Raw genomic sequence first — 17,735 nt, 5'->3', positions numbered from 1 at the left:
TGTTAAATAACAATAGGAGAGTTATTAATTAAAAGCGGTATTCTGCACCTACGTAGTAGTAAGCACCGTTAAAACCAAATGGCGCTGAACGACGAGAGTACTTAAATACCCCATCACTGCTGACAATGGTATTACCTTGAGCATCTACAATAGTACCTGAACGTGAATTACCTATGGTGTTTTCATCAGGGTAAACATCAAATAAGTTATTTGCGCCAATGTTTACCGATAAATTATCAGTTACAAAGTAATTAACTTTAATGTCAGTTAAAATTTCAGCACCGTAAGTCTGGCGGCCGCCATCTTCAACTGTGTACTCACCAAAACGATTAAGTGATAAATTAACAGTCCAGTCGTCACGGCGATAAAGTGCACTTAAGTTAATGCGATCTTCTGGTTGCCATTCTTCGATGATAGAAATTTCTTGATCAGAAAACACATCATCGACTGGCACGGTTTCAAGACCAGAACCTGCAGGTGTAAATAACGACACGACATCGGTTTCGGTAAAGTTGGCCGCTAATGTAAAATCAAGCGTGCCGCCTAGGCCTTCTGTATTCCATGTAGCTACAAAGTCGATACCTTGCGTTTCTGTGTCAGCCCCATTTAAGAAAAACTGTCCTGCACCAGCACCCGAGCTCAATAACGCGGCATCAAGACTGTTTGATAAACCTTTGCCTAAGCGATTACTAATTACAATACGGTCGTCAATATCGATTGAGTAGTAATCAAGCGTTACATTAATATTATCGCTTACATTATAAACAATACCTAAACTGCGGTTTTGAGATTTCTCTTCTGTTAACTTAGGAATACCTAAACTTTGCGCCAAGGTTGAATCGTTTCTAAACGTGCCCACTTCTTCAGCCACTAAATTGCCATTAGGACCAACAACAAACTGCGTGCTGATATTGTTAAAGTACAACTGCTGCATTGAAGGGGCTCTAAATCCTGAGCTTAATGCACCACGAAGTGAAATATCTTCGGTTAGTGACCAGTTACCCGCGAGTTTAAAGTTAACTGTATCGCCAAATCCTTTGTAATTATCGTAACGTAACGCCCCTGAGATAATCACATCTTCAATAACGTAAGCTTCAGCGTCTAAATAAAACGAGATCACATCGCGCGACTCATCAACCGACGATGCTGGCGATGAACCACCAAAGCCTTGTGTGCCACCTGATGCATTTTCGCTACCAATACCACCGCTTAGTCCATCATAAATATTAACACCATTGTTGGTATCGTAATCACGGTATGCGTATTCGCTGCCCTCTAAAATACGGTACTCATCGGTGCGTATTTCTGCACCCATTGCTAATGAATAATCATCAAAATTTTGAGTAAAATCAAGATTAATCGTTTGCAGTGATAGCTCCATACCATACGCGTAACCTTCACGTGGAATAGTGGCGCGAATATCTGCGGCGCTTAAGCCTTGGTCGTAACGTAGGAAGTTGGCATAAGAGGCATTAATCGTATCGCTAGTGGTGTAATCAATGCTGTTTTCACCATAGGTGTACGATAAGTCTAAGCTTGAGTCGTTATCAAACTGCGTTTTATAACCAAAGTTATATGAAATATCGTCAATCGTAGTGTTTATTTTTGGTAAAAAGCCAGCCGGAACTGTCGCATCACCATCTTGTAATACTGGGTTACCACCGGCATTGGCATTATGACGGAAAAATGCTGCTGATTCGTTATCACGCGTTGAATAGGTAATAAAACCGTATAGTTCACCCGCTCCTAATTCGTAGCCGGTGTTAACCGTTAAACCAAATTGTTGAGAGTCGGCATCGCCAATTCTAAATGTATCGCGTGGCGCGGTTAGTTCACGCGGGTCGCCTGCCAGTAACGTGCCGTCACTGAGCTCAGTACAACCATAAAATTGACATGAACCATGAAGCCCTGCACGGTTAGTTGGTGCGCGGTCACGGTAGTTTATAGTTGTATTTAAATAACCATTGTCACCTAAAGCAAAGCCTTTATTAAAGTCGATGTTAACAGTTTCGCCATCACCTTCTGAATACTCACCGTAGTTAATAGCGGCTTTACCACCTTCGCTGCCATCTTTGAGCACAATATTTATAACACCGGCAATTGCATCAGAACCATATTGAGCCGCAGCGCCATCACGCAGTACTTCAATACGTTTAATTGCTGAGGCTGGAATAGCGTTCATATCGGTACCCGCCGTACCACGCCCCACCGAAGTATTAATATGAATAATACTGGCTTGGTGACGACGCTTACCATTGATCAATACCAACGTTTGATCTGGCCCTAGGCCACGTAGCGTTGCTGGTCTTAATGCGTCAGTACCATCACTGATAGATGAACTTGAAAAGTTAAAAGAAGGTGCAATAGCTTGAAGCATGCGGCCAACTTCTGTTTGGCCGGTATTTTCGAGTGCTTCTGCACTTAAAATATCAACGGGGACAGGTAAGTCTTCAACTGAGCGCCCTGCCACACGACTACCTACAATAGCAATTTTTTCGATGTTTTGTTCTGCGCTTTGTTCAGCGGCATTGATTCCTTGTGAATTAACTGCAAGTAAAGCAGGTAATACAGCTGCACTAACTCCTGAAAGCTTCATCATGTTGTTATCTTTCCTATTGATTTGTTTGAGTTTAATACTCAGTAAACCATTTTGATCAACAACCGCATCGAGCTGTGTCTCAGCCAGTAATGCTTTTAGTGCATCAAGTTGAGAATAAAATCCATACAACGAATTTGCTTCGTATTGCTTGGCAAGTTCATACGAAAAAACCACAGTTTGTTCTGTTTGCTTAGCAAATTCTATTAAGGCTTTGTCTGCTCGTTGCGCTTTTATATCAAATTGCATCATTTGCCCCTCGGTTTGACTTGCATACACACTGATACTTAAAAACAGCGGTGCAACAAGGCCAAATTGAGTTAAATGGCACGTATGGTTACTGCGCAACTTATATAAACAGTTAGCAAACAAAAATCCTCTATAGTTTTTTATCATTTTTTTAATCTTTAAATTACTTTTTACACTCTTATGAGCAACATTGATTAACAATGGTGTGATTTTCATTACGATTACCTATGATTTTTTTTGATATTTTAGGCTAACAACATGCTCGCCTAAACGTTCATGTTCAATCGAAAAATTATTTTGCAAGCTCTCTAACAGCCCTGCCACATCACCCGCTTTAAAAACACCGGCCACTTTTATACGGGCTAACTCATCAGATGATAGTTCAAACCGCGTAGCGGTATAACGGCTGACTTCGTTTAAGGCATCTACCAGTTGCTCACCATTAAATATCAACATGCCATTTTGCCAAGCTAAGTCACGCTGTACATCATCAACCGATAACTGTGTGATTGGTTTGGTAACGCTTTGTTCAATAATGGCTTTTTCACCGGAAATCACAATATTGGCATTAATTTGACGAATTTCATGATTGTTATTATCAGCTTGTTGATACGCTTTGAAATCATCAGCATTAACAGCAACGCTAGGATCGGTGATCATCACTTTACCCTCAGTAACAACCAGCTCGAGATCTGACGAAGTATTGCGCTGCACATTAAATACAGTACCGAGAGCGGTAAAGCTTTTATCACCGGCCATCACGCTGAATGGGCGTGATGCATCTTTAGCAACATTAAAACGCCCCTCGCCACGACTTAGTAACAATTGCCTACGGCCTTGGCTATAAGCGACTTCCAATGAGCTATTGGTATTAAGTTGTACAATTGTGCCATCTGGTAAAACATAGGTTGCTTGCTCGCCAACTTTTGTTTTATAAATTTTTGTATAATTTACCTTGGCTAAATTTTTGTTGAAATTGCTATCTATATTTAGCAATAAATAGCTGCACATCATTAATGCAGCAACAATACTTGCTGCCATGCCAAATACATACGCAGGCTTTGTTTTGCTATTAGCCGGTTGTTTATTTGGAAATAATACGCTGAGTTCGTTAAGTACACTCAGGTCATCCCAAAGCTGAGCTAATTCATACACCGCATTTTGATGAGCAGTACTTTGTAGCATCCACAGTTTAAATTGTTCTTGCTCTTCTTTTGTAAGGCCACGGTCAATAGCACTGATCCATTGCGATGCTTTTTCTAATATTAATTCTTTTGAGGTAAATTGATGGATGTTATTCATTTTGCTGCCCTCATTATGTCCGCACTTTGTTGGCAATGGTCGCTCTCATCGTGTGACTGTTCGCGCATATATAGCATGGTATTTAATAACCCTTTGGCAATGTGTTTTTCTACCGTACTTTGACTTAGCTGCATTTGCTGTGCGATCTCTTTTTGGCTCATTCCATAGACTTTTTTTAAAATAAAGCACTTTCTTACAACAGGACTTAATTGCTCAGTCGCCCGACAAAATAATAAAAAACGTTCTTTAGAGGTGTATTCGTCTTCTAATTGCATTGATTTAAGCAATTTGGGGAGTTCAGTTTCGTGATTTAAAGGGGTACTAAATTTATTATCCCATTTAGCTATATGATTAAGTGCTAGGTGTTTAGCTGTTTTTAACATGTAGCTACGGGTGTATTGAATATCTTGCTTTAATTCAGCTTCATAACTTTTAACAAAGGTTTCTTGAACAATATCATCAACATCGTCAGGCAACACAATTTTAGACACGAAGCGCCGCAGTTGCGTGGATATGTCTGAGAATGTACTGGCTAATTTAAGTCCTCGAGCCACGTGGGTAGTCCCTTGTTATTATTATTACCGTAAGATTACGAGTTTTAGGGCTAATTACAAGGAGTTTTGTTAATTATTGGTTATTTATTAGTTGCTAACATACATAGTGCAATGTAAACGTATTACCTTTTAAAACTTTTTTAATCATTATGCCTGTTTGGTAAATATTGAAAGTTAGCGCAATTTTAGTTGATTTGGCTTTTTATAATGAGGGCAAACAGATATTTAGCTTAATTTTATTGGCGTGTTGTGTAGTAATTTAGTAGTCGCAACGCTACTATTAACGGATAGGAGTTACATATGAATAATCAAAAATTATCAGATTTTGAGCTTTATTTTCAAATTGATGAAAGTAATCGCGTCAATCTGTTTGCCGTGGATGATTCGGCTGTGCCAAAAAGCTTAGCTGAACTTGACGCTGATATTCCGCCTTTATTTAAACTTGCTAACGAAGTAAGCAGTTTAGAGCAAAGCGCCTTAGGCCCTTTGCGTAATTTAGGTGATATTGCCCAAGAACTAACTACTTTTTTACAAGCTCAGTCGCGCAAAATAGATTTGATCATGAGTCATATTTTAGCCTCTGAACAACCAGAAGATAACTCAATCTATTGCGACAGTTACGGCGGTGGCGGCATTAAGTTTACCAGTGAACATTTGTATACATTAGGGCAAAAGTTTCGTACTAAACTTTTTTTACAACACGAGGCCTCTGCGGTGTATTGTTATAGCGAAGTGGTTGCCATTGAAAAACAAGATAATGAGTACTACCAATATACCCTGTTATTTGTATCAATAAGAGACAGCGACCAAGAGCTGGTTGTAAGAGCCAGCTTACATGCGCAAACTCGCCAGCTTAAAAAGCGCCAGCAACTTGAAAAAGCCAAAGAGAGTACAAACGATAAAAGCTAGCGTTTATTTACTTCTCAAATCGCTTTAAAATTGTGAGCCAAACGCTCATTTAGAAGTGACTTAGCAGTAATTGAACTGCTAAACTAGCCCCATCTTTATTTGTATTAAAAATCCATGAACTTTAGACTTTTACCTGAATGGGCCGAGCAAGACGCTGTTATGCTTACATGGCCGCATAAAGACACAGATTGGGCTGATAATTTAGCCCGTGTAGAACCTGTATATATTGAGCTTGCTAAGCATATAACAACGCAGCAAAAGCTTGTTATTGTGGCGCATAATAGCGCCTTAAAAATGCATATTACAGCATTGCTAAATAGCGCTAACATCTCTTTGAATCGTGTTCATTTTGTAGTAACCCCTACCAATGATACGTGGGCGCGCGATCATGGCCCGCTTACTTGTAGCGCTATTGACTCACCTGAGCAATTAAAAGTATATGATTTTACTTTCAATGGTTGGGGCAATAAATTTGAAAGCGCATTAGATAATCAAATTAATCGTACTTTGGTAAAAGAGTTAAGTAGCAAAAAAAACCACTATCAAGCGCTCGATATGGTACTTGAAGGTGGCGGTATTGAAATAAACGAGCATGGTGTGTTGCTAACAACCAGCGAATGTTTGCTTAATAAAAACCGTAACCCAAATTTAAACCCAAGTGACATAGAAGCGCTTTTAAAAGCGCACTTGGGCGCAACAGACTTTTTATGGGTTGATCATGGCTATTTAGCAGGTGACGACACCGACAGCCACATTGATACCTTAGTGCGTTTTGCACCAAATAATACCCTTGTGTATGTGCAATGTGACGATAAAAACGATGAGCACTTCAGCGCGCTTAATACCATGCAAAAGCAACTACAAAGCTTTAAAACTGCCGATCGCACCCCATATAAGCTAATTGAGTTGCCATGGCCAAAAGCCGTGTACGATGATGAAAACACGCGCTTACCCGCCACCTATGCAAATTACTTAATTATTAACAATGCGGTATTAGTGCCTACTTATAACGATGTAAACGACCAACGCGCGTTAGCACAGGTTCAAAAAGCATACCCAGGTCACACAATTATTGGGGTAAATTGTTTACCTATTATTGAGCAATTTGGCAGTCTTCACTGCATTACAATGCAATTACCTCGTGGATTTTTAGCTGGAGCAGCACAATGACAAGCCCTGCAAATTTATCAGTTGCCTTAGTGCAACAAAGCAACAGTGACAACGCTGAACACAATATTGAAAAATCAATTGCTGGCATTCGCGATGCAGCCAGTCAAGGTGCACAACTTGTTGTGCTACAAGAGTTACACCGTAGTTTATACTTTTGCCAAACCGAAGATGTCGACGTCTTTGATTTAGCCGAAACAATACCTGGGCCGAGTAGTAATACGTTAGGTGAACTTGCTAAAGAGCTTGGTATCGTGATTGTGGCGTCTTTATTTGAAAAGCGCGCTACAGGCCTTTACCACAATACCGCAGTGGTGCTCGAAAAAGACGGCAGTATTGCCGGTAAATACCGTAAAATGCATATACCGGATGACCCTGGCTTTTATGAAAAGTTTTACTTTACTCCTGGCGACTTAGGCTTTGAGCCTATTCAAACCTCAGTGGGCAAACTTGGCGTACTGGTGTGTTGGGATCAGTGGTTTCCTGAAGCGGCGCGTTTAATGGCGATGGCAGGTGCAGAGCTTTTAATTTATCCAACAGCAATTGGCTGGGATCCACGCGATGATAAAGACGAGCAAACCCGCCAAAAAGATGCTTGGGTTATTAGCCAACGAGCCCATGCGGTAGCCAATGGCGTTCCAGTGATTAGCTGTAATCGTGTTGGTCTTGAGCGCGACCCGAGTGGACAAAGTGACGGCATTCTATTTTGGGGTAACTCGTTTATTGCAGGTCCCCAAGGCGAAATATTGGCAGAGGCTGATAACCAAAGTGAACAAATATTAATGGTTGAACTTGATCAAAAACGCAGCGAGAACGTAAGACGTATCTGGCCGTATTTACGCGACCGCAGAATTGATCATTATCAAGATTTAACAAAAATCTATCGCGACTAAATAATAGTATGGCTCTTAGCAGCTAAGAGCCTAATTTAATGGAGTAATTAATGGCGTTTGAGCAATGGGCAGCCTTGCCTTGGGTAAAATCTCAAAAAGATAAAATTCAATGGGGCGAGCTTTTAGGCAGTGGCTTAAGCATTGCCATTGCACAAGGTGTAAAACAACAAGATAACTTAGTGTTAATAGTTACGCCAGATACACCAAGTGCTTTGCGCCTTGAAACCGAATTAGAGTATTTGCTTCCTGATAATCCGGTAATGATATTTCCGGATTGGGAGACATTGCCTTATGATCATTTCTCTCCCCATCAAGATATTATTTCAGCGCGCTTAGCAACGCTTAATACCCTGAAAAACGAGCAACAAAGCGTGCTCATTATGCCTGTATCAACGCTGATGCTGCGCACGGCCCCAGCTTCGTTTATATACGGTTCAACGCTTAATTTTAAAGTGGGCGATAGATTAGACACCCACGCTTTGCGTGAAAACTTAGAGCAAGCGGGTTACATGCACGTGCAACAAGTTATGGAGCATGGCGAATATGCAATACGTGGCTCTATTGTTGATTTATACCCGATGGGCAGTAAACACCCATTTAGGCTCGATTTTTTTGATGACGAGCTTGATACCATTCGCTTATTTGATGTGGAAACACAACGCTCAGATGAAAAAGTAGAAAAAATTGAGTTACTTCCTGCCCATGAATTCCCCACTAACGACACGGATATTGAACGCTTTAGAATAAACTATCGTGAAAAGTTTGGCGCAAGCGCAGAGCAAGACTCTGTTTATATGCAAGTTAGTAAAGGTAATTGGCCTGGAGGTATTGAATACTACATGCCATTATTTTTTGATGGCTTGGCGACTATTTTTGACTATTTGCCTGAATCAACGACCGTAATGCAATTAGGCGATTTAGAACATGCGGCGGATAACTTTTGGCACGACGTTAATGTACGCTATGAAAACCGCCGTGTGGACCCCTTGCGCCCACTTTTACCGCCGGATGAATTGTACCAGCCTATCAATGAGCTATTTTCAAACTTAGGTAATTATGGCCGTATTCGTTTATCACAAGCAAAATTAGGTACTAAAGCGGGCAATAAAAACCTTGCCGTTAATGAATTACCCAATGTCCGCATTGATCATAAACAACATGAACCTTACAACGCATTCATTAGCTATGTGGCAGAACAAAAAAAGAAAAAAGGCCGAGTTGTCATTAGTGTTGAGTCGGATGGTCGACGTGAATCATTACTGAGTATATTAAAACCCAGCGGCTTAAAATTTAAAGAGTTTGATACTTTTGAGCAATTTACCAACAGCAGTAGTGACGTTGGTTTAATTGTAAGCCCACTTGAACAAAGTGTCGTGCTTAGCACAAAACCTAGCCTGAGCATTATTACTGAGCAAGAATTGCTTGGAATTAAAGTATCACAACGCAGACGCCGTAAGCACAAGTATGAAGCAAGCCAAGATGCGCTAATTCGTAACTTAGCAGAGTTAAAAGAAGGCCAACCGGTTGTGCACCTTGACCATGGTGTTGGCCGTTATCAAGGACTGCAAACAATTGATGCTGCCGGTGTGGTTACTGAATTTGTAACCATTATTTATGCCGGTGAAGCAAAGCTCTATGTGCCGGTATCAGCGCTTCATATGCTCAGTCGTTATTCAGGCGGTGAAGAAGCCAGTGCCCCACTGCATAAGCTCGGCTCTGATGCGTGGGATAAGGCAAAAAAACGCGCCGCTGAAAAAGTACGCGATGTCGCTGCTGAATTGCTCGATATCTACGCTCAGCGCCAAGCAAAACCGGGTAATAAATTTACGCTGGATGGCCAAGCTTATCGTCAATTTAGTGATAGCTTCCCGTTTGAAGAAACGGATGATCAACGTAACGCCATTGAAGCTGTACTGGGTGATATGCAATCAAAACAAGCCATGGATCGCTTAGTCTGTGGTGATGTAGGCTTTGGTAAAACCGAAGTAGCAATGCGTGCAGCCTTTGTTGCGGTTAACGATAATAAGCAGGTGGCTATTTTAGTCCCTACCACCCTACTTGCTCAACAACACTACGATAACTTTAAAGACCGCTTTGCTGATTTTCCAATTGAAGTGGGCGTATTGTCTCGGTTTAACTCAACTAAAGAGCAAAAAGAAACCCTTGAAAAAATGAGTAATGGCAAGCTTGACGTGGTTATTGGCACGCACAAACTAATTCAACAAGACATCAACTTTAAAGATTTAGGCCTGTTAATTGTTGATGAAGAACACCGATTTGGGGTGCGCCAAAAAGAAAAAATTAAAGCCCTGAGAGCTGATGTTGACATACTCACCCTGACCGCAACTCCCATCCCCCGTACTTTAAATATGGCCATGAGTGGTATGCGCGATTTATCTATTATTGCTACCCCACCGGCTAAACGCTTAGCTGTTAAAACGTTTGTGCGCCAACGCGACGAAGAGCTTATTCGCGAAGCGGTACTGCGTGAAATTAAACGCGGCGGCCAGGTGTACTTTTTACACAACAATGTAGAAACCATTGAGCGTGTTGCTCAGGAAATTAGCGAATGGGTGCCTGAGGCAACAGTTACCTCAGCCCACGGGCAAATGCGAGAGCAAGAGCTTGAGCAGATCATGACCGATTTTTATCACCAAAAATACAATGTACTGGTATGTACTACGATTATTGAAACCGGCATTGATGTACCCACAGCAAATACCATTATTATGGACAGAGCCGATAAACTCGGTCTTGCTCAGCTGCATCAATTACGCGGACGTGTTGGTAGAAGTCATCACCAAGCCTATGCTTATTTACTCACAGGTAACCCTAAAGCGCTCTCTAAAGATGCGAAAAAGCGTTTAGATGCCATTGCCTCATTAGAAGATTTAGGCGCAGGCTTTGCCTTAGCAACCCACGATTTAGAAATTCGTGGTGCCGGTGAGCTATTAGGAGACGATCAATCTGGACAAATGCAAACCATTGGCTTTAATTTATACATGGAAATGCTTGAACAGGCTGTTAACGCGCTTAAAAATGGTCAAGAGCCAACCCTTGAAAATCTATTACAAAAACAAACCGAAGTTGATTTAAAGCTACCTGCCTTGTTACCTGATGATTATATTCATGATGTTAACGCGCGTTTAGGTATGTACAAGCGTGTAGCAAGTTGTGCTAACCTTGCTGATATTGATGAACTGCAAGTAGAATTGATAGATCGATTTGGTTTATTACCCGATGCAGCTAAAAACCTATTTAGTTTACAACAACTAAAAATGCAGGCGAGCAATTTGGGCATAACCAAAATAGAAGCTAACCCGAAAGGAGGCTACTTTGAGTTTAGTCAAAATACCAAGGTTAATCCTAGCTTCATTATTGGTTTGATACAAAGTGCGCCACACATTTATAAAATGGATGGCGCAAATAAATTACGCTTTGCCATTAGCGAGGCGAATGCCCGTGAACGCTTAAAAATGATCACTGCTATGATTGCAGATTTCGAAAAAAAGGTTAGCCATTAATGTTGCTGAAAAAATCGCTGGTTATTTTATGCTGCTTATTTAGCAGTACTGCATTTGCAGAGCGCTGGTTTGAAGTAGAGGTGTTAATATTTAAACAGCGCCCTGCTCCTTACTTACAAGAAGACTTTAGCTTAAAGCATGACGCCATTGAAGATAAAAACACCTTAGATTTATTGGCCTCTGCTTATAAAAACCAAGCAATGGACGCGTGTATAAACGGTGACCCACGCTTTCAAACACGTACATTTGCTGATACTTTGGTTAATTCAAACCCACAGTCTGCAGCGTGTAACGACAGCATTGATTATGTAAAAAGTTACGATGTGCTGCCAGTAACCCCTCAAGCACGAGTACAAGATACGATGGAGCAAACTTACCTGCTCGCTCCTGAACAACTGCAGTTTGAACAACAACGCCAAGCTTTAGACCGCAAAGGACTCACCCCTATATTACATACCGGCTGGCGGTTTGAAGGCGCAAGTAAATCACGCTCCCCTAGTATGCACTTATTTGCAGGCAACCAATTAAAAAACAATATGAACACCGGTTTTAGTTACGCCAATTCCGACTTTATTAGCTTACTTGATACTCCTGAGCCATTGTTTAATGAAGCACAGTCTCCGAACATGAAATGGGAGTTAGATGGCTTATTGAAAATACATTTACGCCATTATTTATACATTAATGCGGATTTCGACATTAGTGAAAAGCAAGATAATGGTGAGCTAGAATCAGCCCGTTTTTCACAATTTAGACGCGTTTTCAGCGAAGATATTCATTACTTTGATCATCCTCGTATGGGTATGATTGTACAAATTCGAAAATTTAACCATTAACAGTAGGAAAATAATAATGAAGAAGCTCCTAATAATTGCTGCAGCACTGAGTCTTGCTGCTTGTTCAAAAGTAAGCATGGAAAATTACGAAAAAATTAAAATTGGTATGGACAAAACAGAAGTTGAAGCACTTTTAGGCAGTGCTGATAACTGTGTAGAAAAAACATTACATACTAGCTGTACTTGGGGTGATGACGCTAAAAACATCGAAATTACCCTGGTATCAGACAAAGTAACGCTTTACAGCAAAAAAGGGCTAACGGATAAATAAGGACAACAAAGGAATAACGTATGTTATTCCTCTTTTTTTGCATCGCTGGTGTAAATAAGCTCTATGTTGACTATTTTACTGCGGTTTAAAGTGATTTTGTAACGCTGATAGAGCGTTTTATCCGGTTCGGTTAGAACCAATACCATGTTTAACTGATAGCGCCTTTCTACTCCCTGTTTAGAAATTTTATTGTTTTCTAAATGATAGAGCTTCCCTTCCCCTTTTTTTAAATAACGTGCAAACGGCGCGAGATTAAATTGCAGCGTTTGCTGCAAGCTATCGTAGCCTGGCAAAAATTCTTTAGCACTTACCCGGGTTTCACTAGCAAAATGCAGCCATTGCGCCGCCTGTTTGTTTTGCTGACGACGCTTAGAAAAAATTTTCCTCACTTCTTTGGGGATTTTTTTAAACCGAGTGTACTCTAACCAAATAAACTGACTCGCCACTTTATCTTTTGTGATACTGTTTTTAAAAATAAAGCGCCATTTTGGCCGCCCTCGCACAATAGCACGCCAAATAATACGGGTAATATCTTCTTTAAATATTTCTCTTAGCCCGTAAATAACCCCTAAAATTAGAATTAATGAAGCGGTTATTTCAGTAAAGGTAGAACGCGCATTTAAAATAACCACCATCACAAAAGCCATTATAACAGCTGTTACAGAGCCTTTTACCAACCGCTTTAAATAGCTATTAAGATAGCGTGTTTGGCGCTGTAAAATCACTCCATGCTCTATTAAACGCTGGAGTAAACGCATCTTATTAGTAATTCTGTTGGCGTCTTTAAGCGTTGAGTCAGAATTATATTGCTGCTCTGCTCGATACTCACTCTCTGACTTACAAAAGTTTAATAAGTCATTTCGCTCTTTAGCGTGATCGCTACTACGCGGGCCTTCATCAAGTAGCTTTAAAAAAGTTTGTTCAATTTGCCAGCTTAGGTAGTTATCAGCATTAGTATAAAACGGGATCAGCTTTTCGTTATCTGGGGTGTAACGTCTGAGTTTTCTAAGTAGGCTTTGGCTTTGTTCACAGAGCTCCATGGCTCGTTGATAAAACTCATCACTTTCTTGAATTTTTAACGCATCTTTAATATCGGCATCAATTGCCAGACGCACTTGATAACAATATAAATTTAAATTTTGTCGGTAATCTTGCTGCTCACCTTTGTTCTTACTCACAAAGCGGCTTCGTACCAATGGAAGATGAATGTTATTCGCGTTATAGGCTACAAAAGATTTAAATTGGTTATTAAAGTAAGACTCTTCGCTGAGTGTTTGCGCGTTAATACCCATTTCGTTTGGGATAGAAAAATAAAGATCGAGACGCTGCTCTGCACGCGGTGATAGTTGCGGTTCAATAACAAACGATAAATTTTCGTCTTGCTTTAACAATGATGCCTCCTTCGGTTACCTACCTGAGTTTACGTGCCTCTTTAATTTTGTTCAACAAAAAAGGCCTAGTAAAAACTAGGCCTTTTAGTAGTTCTAATGAATTAAAATTAGAACTTAACGTTTACGCCAGCGAATAAACGACGACCTAACGTATCAAACGTGTACGGGTCAGTGTTTGAATCGTTATTACCTGAGTAATACGGTGGCTCTTTATCAAATAAGTTATTAACACCTGCAGACAATGTCACTGTATCATTAATTAAGTAAGATCCACTAATGTCATGGTACACAACTGAAGGCGTTGAAGGTGCATAACATGTCTCACCATCAATACATGCGAAGCTATCTAGGCCAGCAATGTAGCGTGCTTCATAAGTTGCATCCCAGTTATCTCCTTTAACTGTTAAGTTAAAGTTTGATTTGATATCTGCGTAACTACCAGCTCCACCCGTAATGTAACCAGCGTAATCTACAACAGCACCCGTATCAACAACGTATTCATCTAAATATGTTGTATCAAGGCCAGCTCTCCAGCTTAAGCCTAATGCATCAAATGAATACTTCAGATTTAAGTCAATGCCAGATGTTTTTTCAGAACCAATATTACGAAGCTGATTATTGAAAACAATGCGACCATCAGCTTGTAAAATTGCACCTGTGCTTGCACAAAGTTCGTTTGAACTGCTGTTTGAATTACCAATACATTGATCAACAACGAATTGGTTGTTGTATGTTGAAATAGCATTTTCGATTTCAATGTCGTAGTAATCTACGGTCATTGAGAAACCTTCAAACCATTGTGGTTCGTACACCACACCAAACGTTAAAGTATCAGCTTCTTCTGGTGTTAGATTTTGATTACCGCCCACAGTTACTTCTGCCTGGCTATCAGCACCTGGGTATTTTACTTGCTCATAAGATGGCGCATTACCTGAGTAAAGCTCATCTACCGTTGGAGCACGGAATGCGGTTGAACGTACGCCACGGAACATCAATTCATCATTTGCTTTCCAAGTAAAACCAAGTTTCCATGTTTCATCAGAACCAAAAGTGCTGTAATCAAACGCGCGGATTGCCGCACTTAATTCAACATATTCTGCAAATGGAAGCTCAGATAGTAAGGGTAATGCAAACTCAACATAAGCCTCATTCACATCAAACCCACCACTTGTTGGATCTACACGTGGATCGTTACCTAGACCTTGAGCAGCAATTGAATCAGGATTATACCATGCCTTTTCTTGGCGACGCTCTACACCCGCTGCAAATGCAGCATAACCTGCAGGTAGCTCAAACATTTCACCAGATAATGAAGCTGCCAAAATAAATAACTGGCTTCCACCTGAGTTTTGCTCTGTGTATATATAATCTTGAATGTTTTCTTGTGACCAAGATGCCTCATTTAAAGGCTTAAATGTACCTGCAGCTAAGTCTTCTGTGATTGCAGAAACGTTGTGCAGATTACTCATTTTATCAACAGAATCATTGCGACCAAAGTTTGCTGATGCATCCCATGAATAATCACCAATAATACCTTCAGCACCCACAACAACACGAACAGTATCAACTGTTTGCGATAAGTCACGAGTACCACTTTCAGCCATACGACGACGGTAGCTTATTTCATCACCATAGGCGTAATTAGTCGGTGTTGTAACGTAATTATCATTAGCATCTTTTACAAATGCACCGTTAACGACTTGTCGCTTATCATAAGTTTGTGACAGTAAGCTGTCACCCATATCTTCGGTATATTTAAAGCCAAAGTTGATAGGCTGTGGTGCTAACTTTTGCTCTGACCAGCGCTTAGTATAGGTAAACTCGCTGAAAAGCATTGTGTCATCATTTAGTTCATAATTACCTAAACCTGTGATGTTTAAGCGTTCCATAGGTGTGTATAGGTAGCTTTTAGACGCATAGTTGTATGCATCGTTTTCATCGGTATAGCGGTGTAAGTTACCGCCAAGGCCACTTAAACCAGCATCGTCAGCAACACCCTGCTTCTCGATTTCACCTTTATCGTTGATGATATTAGCTGTATTAACATTGTAAATATGGCCGCCTTCGCTGAATGAAGAACCGCCACAGAAAAGTCCATTTTCGCCTTCAAATAAAGGACATGATGAGAAACCACGATCACCTTGACTTGCTTCACCACGATCAGTGTATTGAATACCAAAAACCATATTACCTTTGTCAAATGTTGTACCTAAGGTAAAGTCGATTGATGTTTCTGACGCATCATGTTTTGAAGTCATGGCTGTGTTGACGTTTAAATCTAAACCTTCAAAGTCATTTTTAAGGATAATATTTACAACACCCGCTACAGCATCTGTGCCGTATACAGCAGAAGCACCGTCTTTAAGTACTTCAATTTGTTTGATCATTGATACTGGAATAGTATTTAAATCAACCGTTGAAGCCGCACCAGTACCTGAATTGATCATACGACGACCATTAACAAGTACTAAAGTACGCTGTGAACCTAAACCACGTAAATCTATAGATGCACCACCGCCAGAGCCATTATTAACGCCAGGGTTTGTCATTGCACCACCCGTAGCCGTCATTTGTTGTAATACGCTATCTACAGATGTTGCACCTGATGCTTTAATTTCATCGGCACCGATAAGTGTAACTGGGCTAGCAGTTTCCATATCTGAACGCTTAATACGAGAACCCGTTACTTGAATTTTTTCAATTGACTTTGCTGCTTCGTCTGCAGCTAAAACCTGAACACTTGAGAACATTGGGATCGCTGCAATTACAGCTAAACCAAGAGTTGATTTTTTCATGGATGAACCCTACTTGTTGAAAATTTACCTAAATTGGTAATGCTCACTTTTATGAGAATTTTGAGTGAGCGGGAGCAACTTAGGCGCCTTTAACTGAATGAAAACTTAACGAGCGATCACTATACAATCAATGAAAATTAAGACGTCCCACGAAAGGAACAAAGGTTACAGTATGTTTCATTGTTAATTAATAAAAACAGTTAAAAATCATAAACTAAAGACCAAGCAATCACATAAAAAACACAGCTGAAATCAAATGAGTAGAGTTTGTAATCAAATGTAATTATTACAATAATGTGCCCTAAACAGGAAAATTAACATGTTAATCACAGCTCGTTATTAAAACGGTAAAACTAGGTGTTAATTCCTAACCATATTTATGCAAGTAGATTGTTTATTTAGTCTGAATTTTTTTGTTATAAGTTTTAATCATGCAAATTTTATGTGTATTGAAGGTTTCAGACGGGCTGCCAATTAAACTAAAAACGGCTATCAAAGTGGGTCCATTAGATAAATCTACATATAAATGATATAGGTGCTTTATTGCACGTATGAGCACAATTGAATAAGTAAGCCAAGCAGAGCTTAAGTTATAAACTTGGAAGGTAAATAGGTATATAAAAGCTTTATTAAGAATGGTTATTTTATCAGATGTACTTTAATTACAAATAACTATTAAATGTGAGGCATTTGGCTTTGCCGCTATAATTTTACGGGAATGGCGCAGTTAAAAACCACGCCTGAGTAGAAAGCCTTTAATAGGTAACGTTAAAAAAATATTCAACATTTTCACTTATGCCAGTGTTTGTATCGACAGTAGTAAGAATAAGCTTCCACACCATGTTTTTTTCTGAGCAAATCCCTACCATAGTATTAGCTACCCAAACGCTGCCCTGATTTTTAAATTGTACGGGAATGTAACCCATATACATGCTAACGCCTTCTAATTTAGCTGCAGTTATTGTTACACCAGTAGGTAACTGAGTGTAAATTGAAAACGGTGTCTCTGGTGATAGGGTTTCTTCGCTTAGCCAAACTTTAACTTGATTTGGAAAAATACACGGGTTGTTATTTTTACACTCTGTTTGTGATTGATTTACTTTTGGTGTTGATGTTGATCCAGAAAAGTCACAACCTAGTAAGAATAGTAGAAAAGAAAGTAAACATACTCTATATATATACATGCAGGTTCTCAAAGTATCTAATGTATTAGCCCAACATTTGGGCACGTTGGTTGATTATCGGCTT

General features: G+C 40.0%; 12 protein-coding genes. 6 read left to right on the top strand and 6 right to left on the bottom strand.

The window, feature by feature from the left end; translation table 11 throughout:
• Window positions 1-28: 28 nt before the first annotated feature.
• Genes AAGD16_RS06210 through AAGD16_RS06200 form a run of 3 tightly spaced genes read right to left on the bottom strand, consistent with a single transcriptional unit; the run spans window position 29 to window position 4,701 of the window.
• Window positions 29-3,061: a TonB-dependent siderophore receptor gene (locus tag AAGD16_RS06210; protein ID WP_036956219.1), complete on the bottom strand. Its 3,033-nt coding sequence runs from the start codon at window positions 3,059-3,061 to the stop codon at window positions 29-31.
• Window positions 3,062-3,070: 9 nt separating this feature from the next.
• Window positions 3,071-4,147: a FecR family protein gene (locus tag AAGD16_RS06205; protein ID WP_024601386.1), complete on the bottom strand. Its 1,077-nt coding sequence runs from the start codon at window positions 4,145-4,147 to the stop codon at window positions 3,071-3,073.
• Window positions 4,144-4,701 carry an RNA polymerase sigma factor gene (locus AAGD16_RS06200; RefSeq protein WP_013464680.1) on the bottom strand — a complete coding sequence of 186 codons (558 nt, stop codon included), beginning with the start codon at window positions 4,699-4,701 and terminating at the stop codon, window positions 4,144-4,146. The genes AAGD16_RS06205 and AAGD16_RS06200 overlap by 4 nt, the downstream gene beginning before the upstream one ends.
• 300 nt (window positions 4,702-5,001) lie before the next feature.
• Between AAGD16_RS06200 and AAGD16_RS06195 the strand changes: the two genes are divergently transcribed.
• The 6 genes from AAGD16_RS06195 to AAGD16_RS06170 all read left to right on the top strand — a co-directional run bounded on the left by AAGD16_RS06195 (window position 5,002) and on the right by AAGD16_RS06170 (window position 12,301).
• Window positions 5,002-5,610, top strand: a complete 609-nt coding sequence (locus AAGD16_RS06195) for a PilZ domain-containing protein (RefSeq protein ID WP_377114313.1) — start codon at window positions 5,002-5,004, stop codon at window positions 5,608-5,610.
• A 114-nt stretch (window positions 5,611-5,724) separates the two neighbouring features.
• Window positions 5,725-6,780 (top strand): agmatine/peptidylarginine deiminase, encoded by a 1,056-nt coding sequence (locus tag AAGD16_RS06190; RefSeq protein WP_377114310.1) that lies wholly within the window; start codon window positions 5,725-5,727, stop codon window positions 6,778-6,780.
• Window positions 6,777-7,670 carry a carbon-nitrogen hydrolase gene (locus AAGD16_RS06185; protein ID WP_064662847.1) on the top strand — a complete coding sequence of 298 codons (894 nt, stop codon included), beginning with the start codon at window positions 6,777-6,779 and terminating at the stop codon, window positions 7,668-7,670. Before AAGD16_RS06190 ends, AAGD16_RS06185 begins: the two co-directional genes overlap by 4 nt.
• A gap of 50 nt (window positions 7,671-7,720) precedes the next feature.
• Entirely contained in the window at window positions 7,721-11,194 is a 3,474-nt protein-coding gene (gene mfd, locus AAGD16_RS06180) for a transcription-repair coupling factor (RefSeq protein WP_013464676.1), read from the top strand.
• On the top strand, window positions 11,194-12,030 hold the full coding sequence (locus tag AAGD16_RS06175) for a peptidoglycan binding protein CsiV (protein WP_377114306.1): 837 nt from the start codon (window positions 11,194-11,196) through the stop codon (window positions 12,028-12,030). Before mfd ends, AAGD16_RS06175 begins: the two co-directional genes overlap by 1 nt.
• 16 nt (window positions 12,031-12,046) lie before the next feature.
• Window positions 12,047-12,301 (top strand): hypothetical protein, encoded by a 255-nt coding sequence (locus tag AAGD16_RS06170; RefSeq protein ID WP_013464674.1) that lies wholly within the window; start codon window positions 12,047-12,049, stop codon window positions 12,299-12,301.
• 23 nt (window positions 12,302-12,324) lie between these two features.
• On the opposite strand, the gene AAGD16_RS06165 is transcribed toward AAGD16_RS06170, so the two are convergent.
• The 3 genes from AAGD16_RS06165 to AAGD16_RS06155 all read right to left on the bottom strand — a co-directional run bounded on the left by AAGD16_RS06165 (window position 12,325) and on the right by AAGD16_RS06155 (window position 17,671).
• Window positions 12,325-13,692: a hypothetical protein gene (locus tag AAGD16_RS06165; RefSeq protein WP_013464673.1), complete on the bottom strand. Its 1,368-nt coding sequence runs from the start codon at window positions 13,690-13,692 to the stop codon at window positions 12,325-12,327.
• A 107-nt stretch (window positions 13,693-13,799) separates the two neighbouring features.
• Window positions 13,800-16,487, bottom strand: a complete 2,688-nt coding sequence (locus tag AAGD16_RS06160) for a TonB-dependent receptor (protein WP_013464672.1) — start codon at window positions 16,485-16,487, stop codon at window positions 13,800-13,802.
• Window positions 16,488-17,242: 755 nt separating this feature from the next.
• Window positions 17,243-17,671 carry a hypothetical protein gene (locus tag AAGD16_RS06155; protein ID WP_013464671.1) on the bottom strand — a complete coding sequence of 143 codons (429 nt, stop codon included), beginning with the start codon at window positions 17,669-17,671 and terminating at the stop codon, window positions 17,243-17,245.
• Window positions 17,672-17,735 lie beyond the last annotated feature (64 nt).

Source organism: Pseudoalteromonas sp. M58 (genome assembly GCF_042604605.1).
In the GTDB taxonomy this organism is placed as follows: Bacteria; Pseudomonadota; Gammaproteobacteria; order Enterobacterales; family Alteromonadaceae; genus Pseudoalteromonas; species Pseudoalteromonas tetraodonis.
This window is presented reverse-complemented; position numbering and strand designations above follow the sequence as displayed.

Excerpts from the sequence above, each read along its gene's own strand:
- AAGD16_RS06210 (WP_036956219.1), bottom strand. The coding sequence starts at position 3,061 with ATGAAAATCACACCATTGTTAATCAATGTTGCTCATAAGAGTGTAAAA.
- AAGD16_RS06205 (WP_024601386.1), bottom strand. The coding sequence starts at position 4,147 with ATGAATAACATCCATCAATTTACCTCAAAAGAATTAATATTAGAAAAA.
- AAGD16_RS06195 (WP_377114313.1), top strand. The coding sequence starts at position 5,002 with ATGAATAATCAAAAATTATCAGATTTTGAGCTTTATTTTCAAATTGAT.
- AAGD16_RS06190 (WP_377114310.1), top strand. The coding sequence starts at position 5,725 with ATGAACTTTAGACTTTTACCTGAATGGGCCGAGCAAGACGCTGTTATG.
- AAGD16_RS06185 (WP_064662847.1), top strand. The coding sequence starts at position 6,777 with ATGACAAGCCCTGCAAATTTATCAGTTGCCTTAGTGCAACAAAGCAAC.
- mfd (WP_013464676.1), top strand. The coding sequence starts at position 7,721 with ATGGCGTTTGAGCAATGGGCAGCCTTGCCTTGGGTAAAATCTCAAAAA.
- AAGD16_RS06175 (WP_377114306.1), top strand. The coding sequence starts at position 11,194 with ATGTTGCTGAAAAAATCGCTGGTTATTTTATGCTGCTTATTTAGCAGT.
- AAGD16_RS06170 (WP_013464674.1), top strand. The coding sequence starts at position 12,047 with ATGAAGAAGCTCCTAATAATTGCTGCAGCACTGAGTCTTGCTGCTTGT.
- AAGD16_RS06160 (WP_013464672.1), bottom strand. The coding sequence starts at position 16,487 with ATGAAAAAATCAACTCTTGGTTTAGCTGTAATTGCAGCGATCCCAATG.
- AAGD16_RS06155 (WP_013464671.1), bottom strand. The coding sequence starts at position 17,671 with ATGTATATATATAGAGTATGTTTACTTTCTTTTCTACTATTCTTACTA.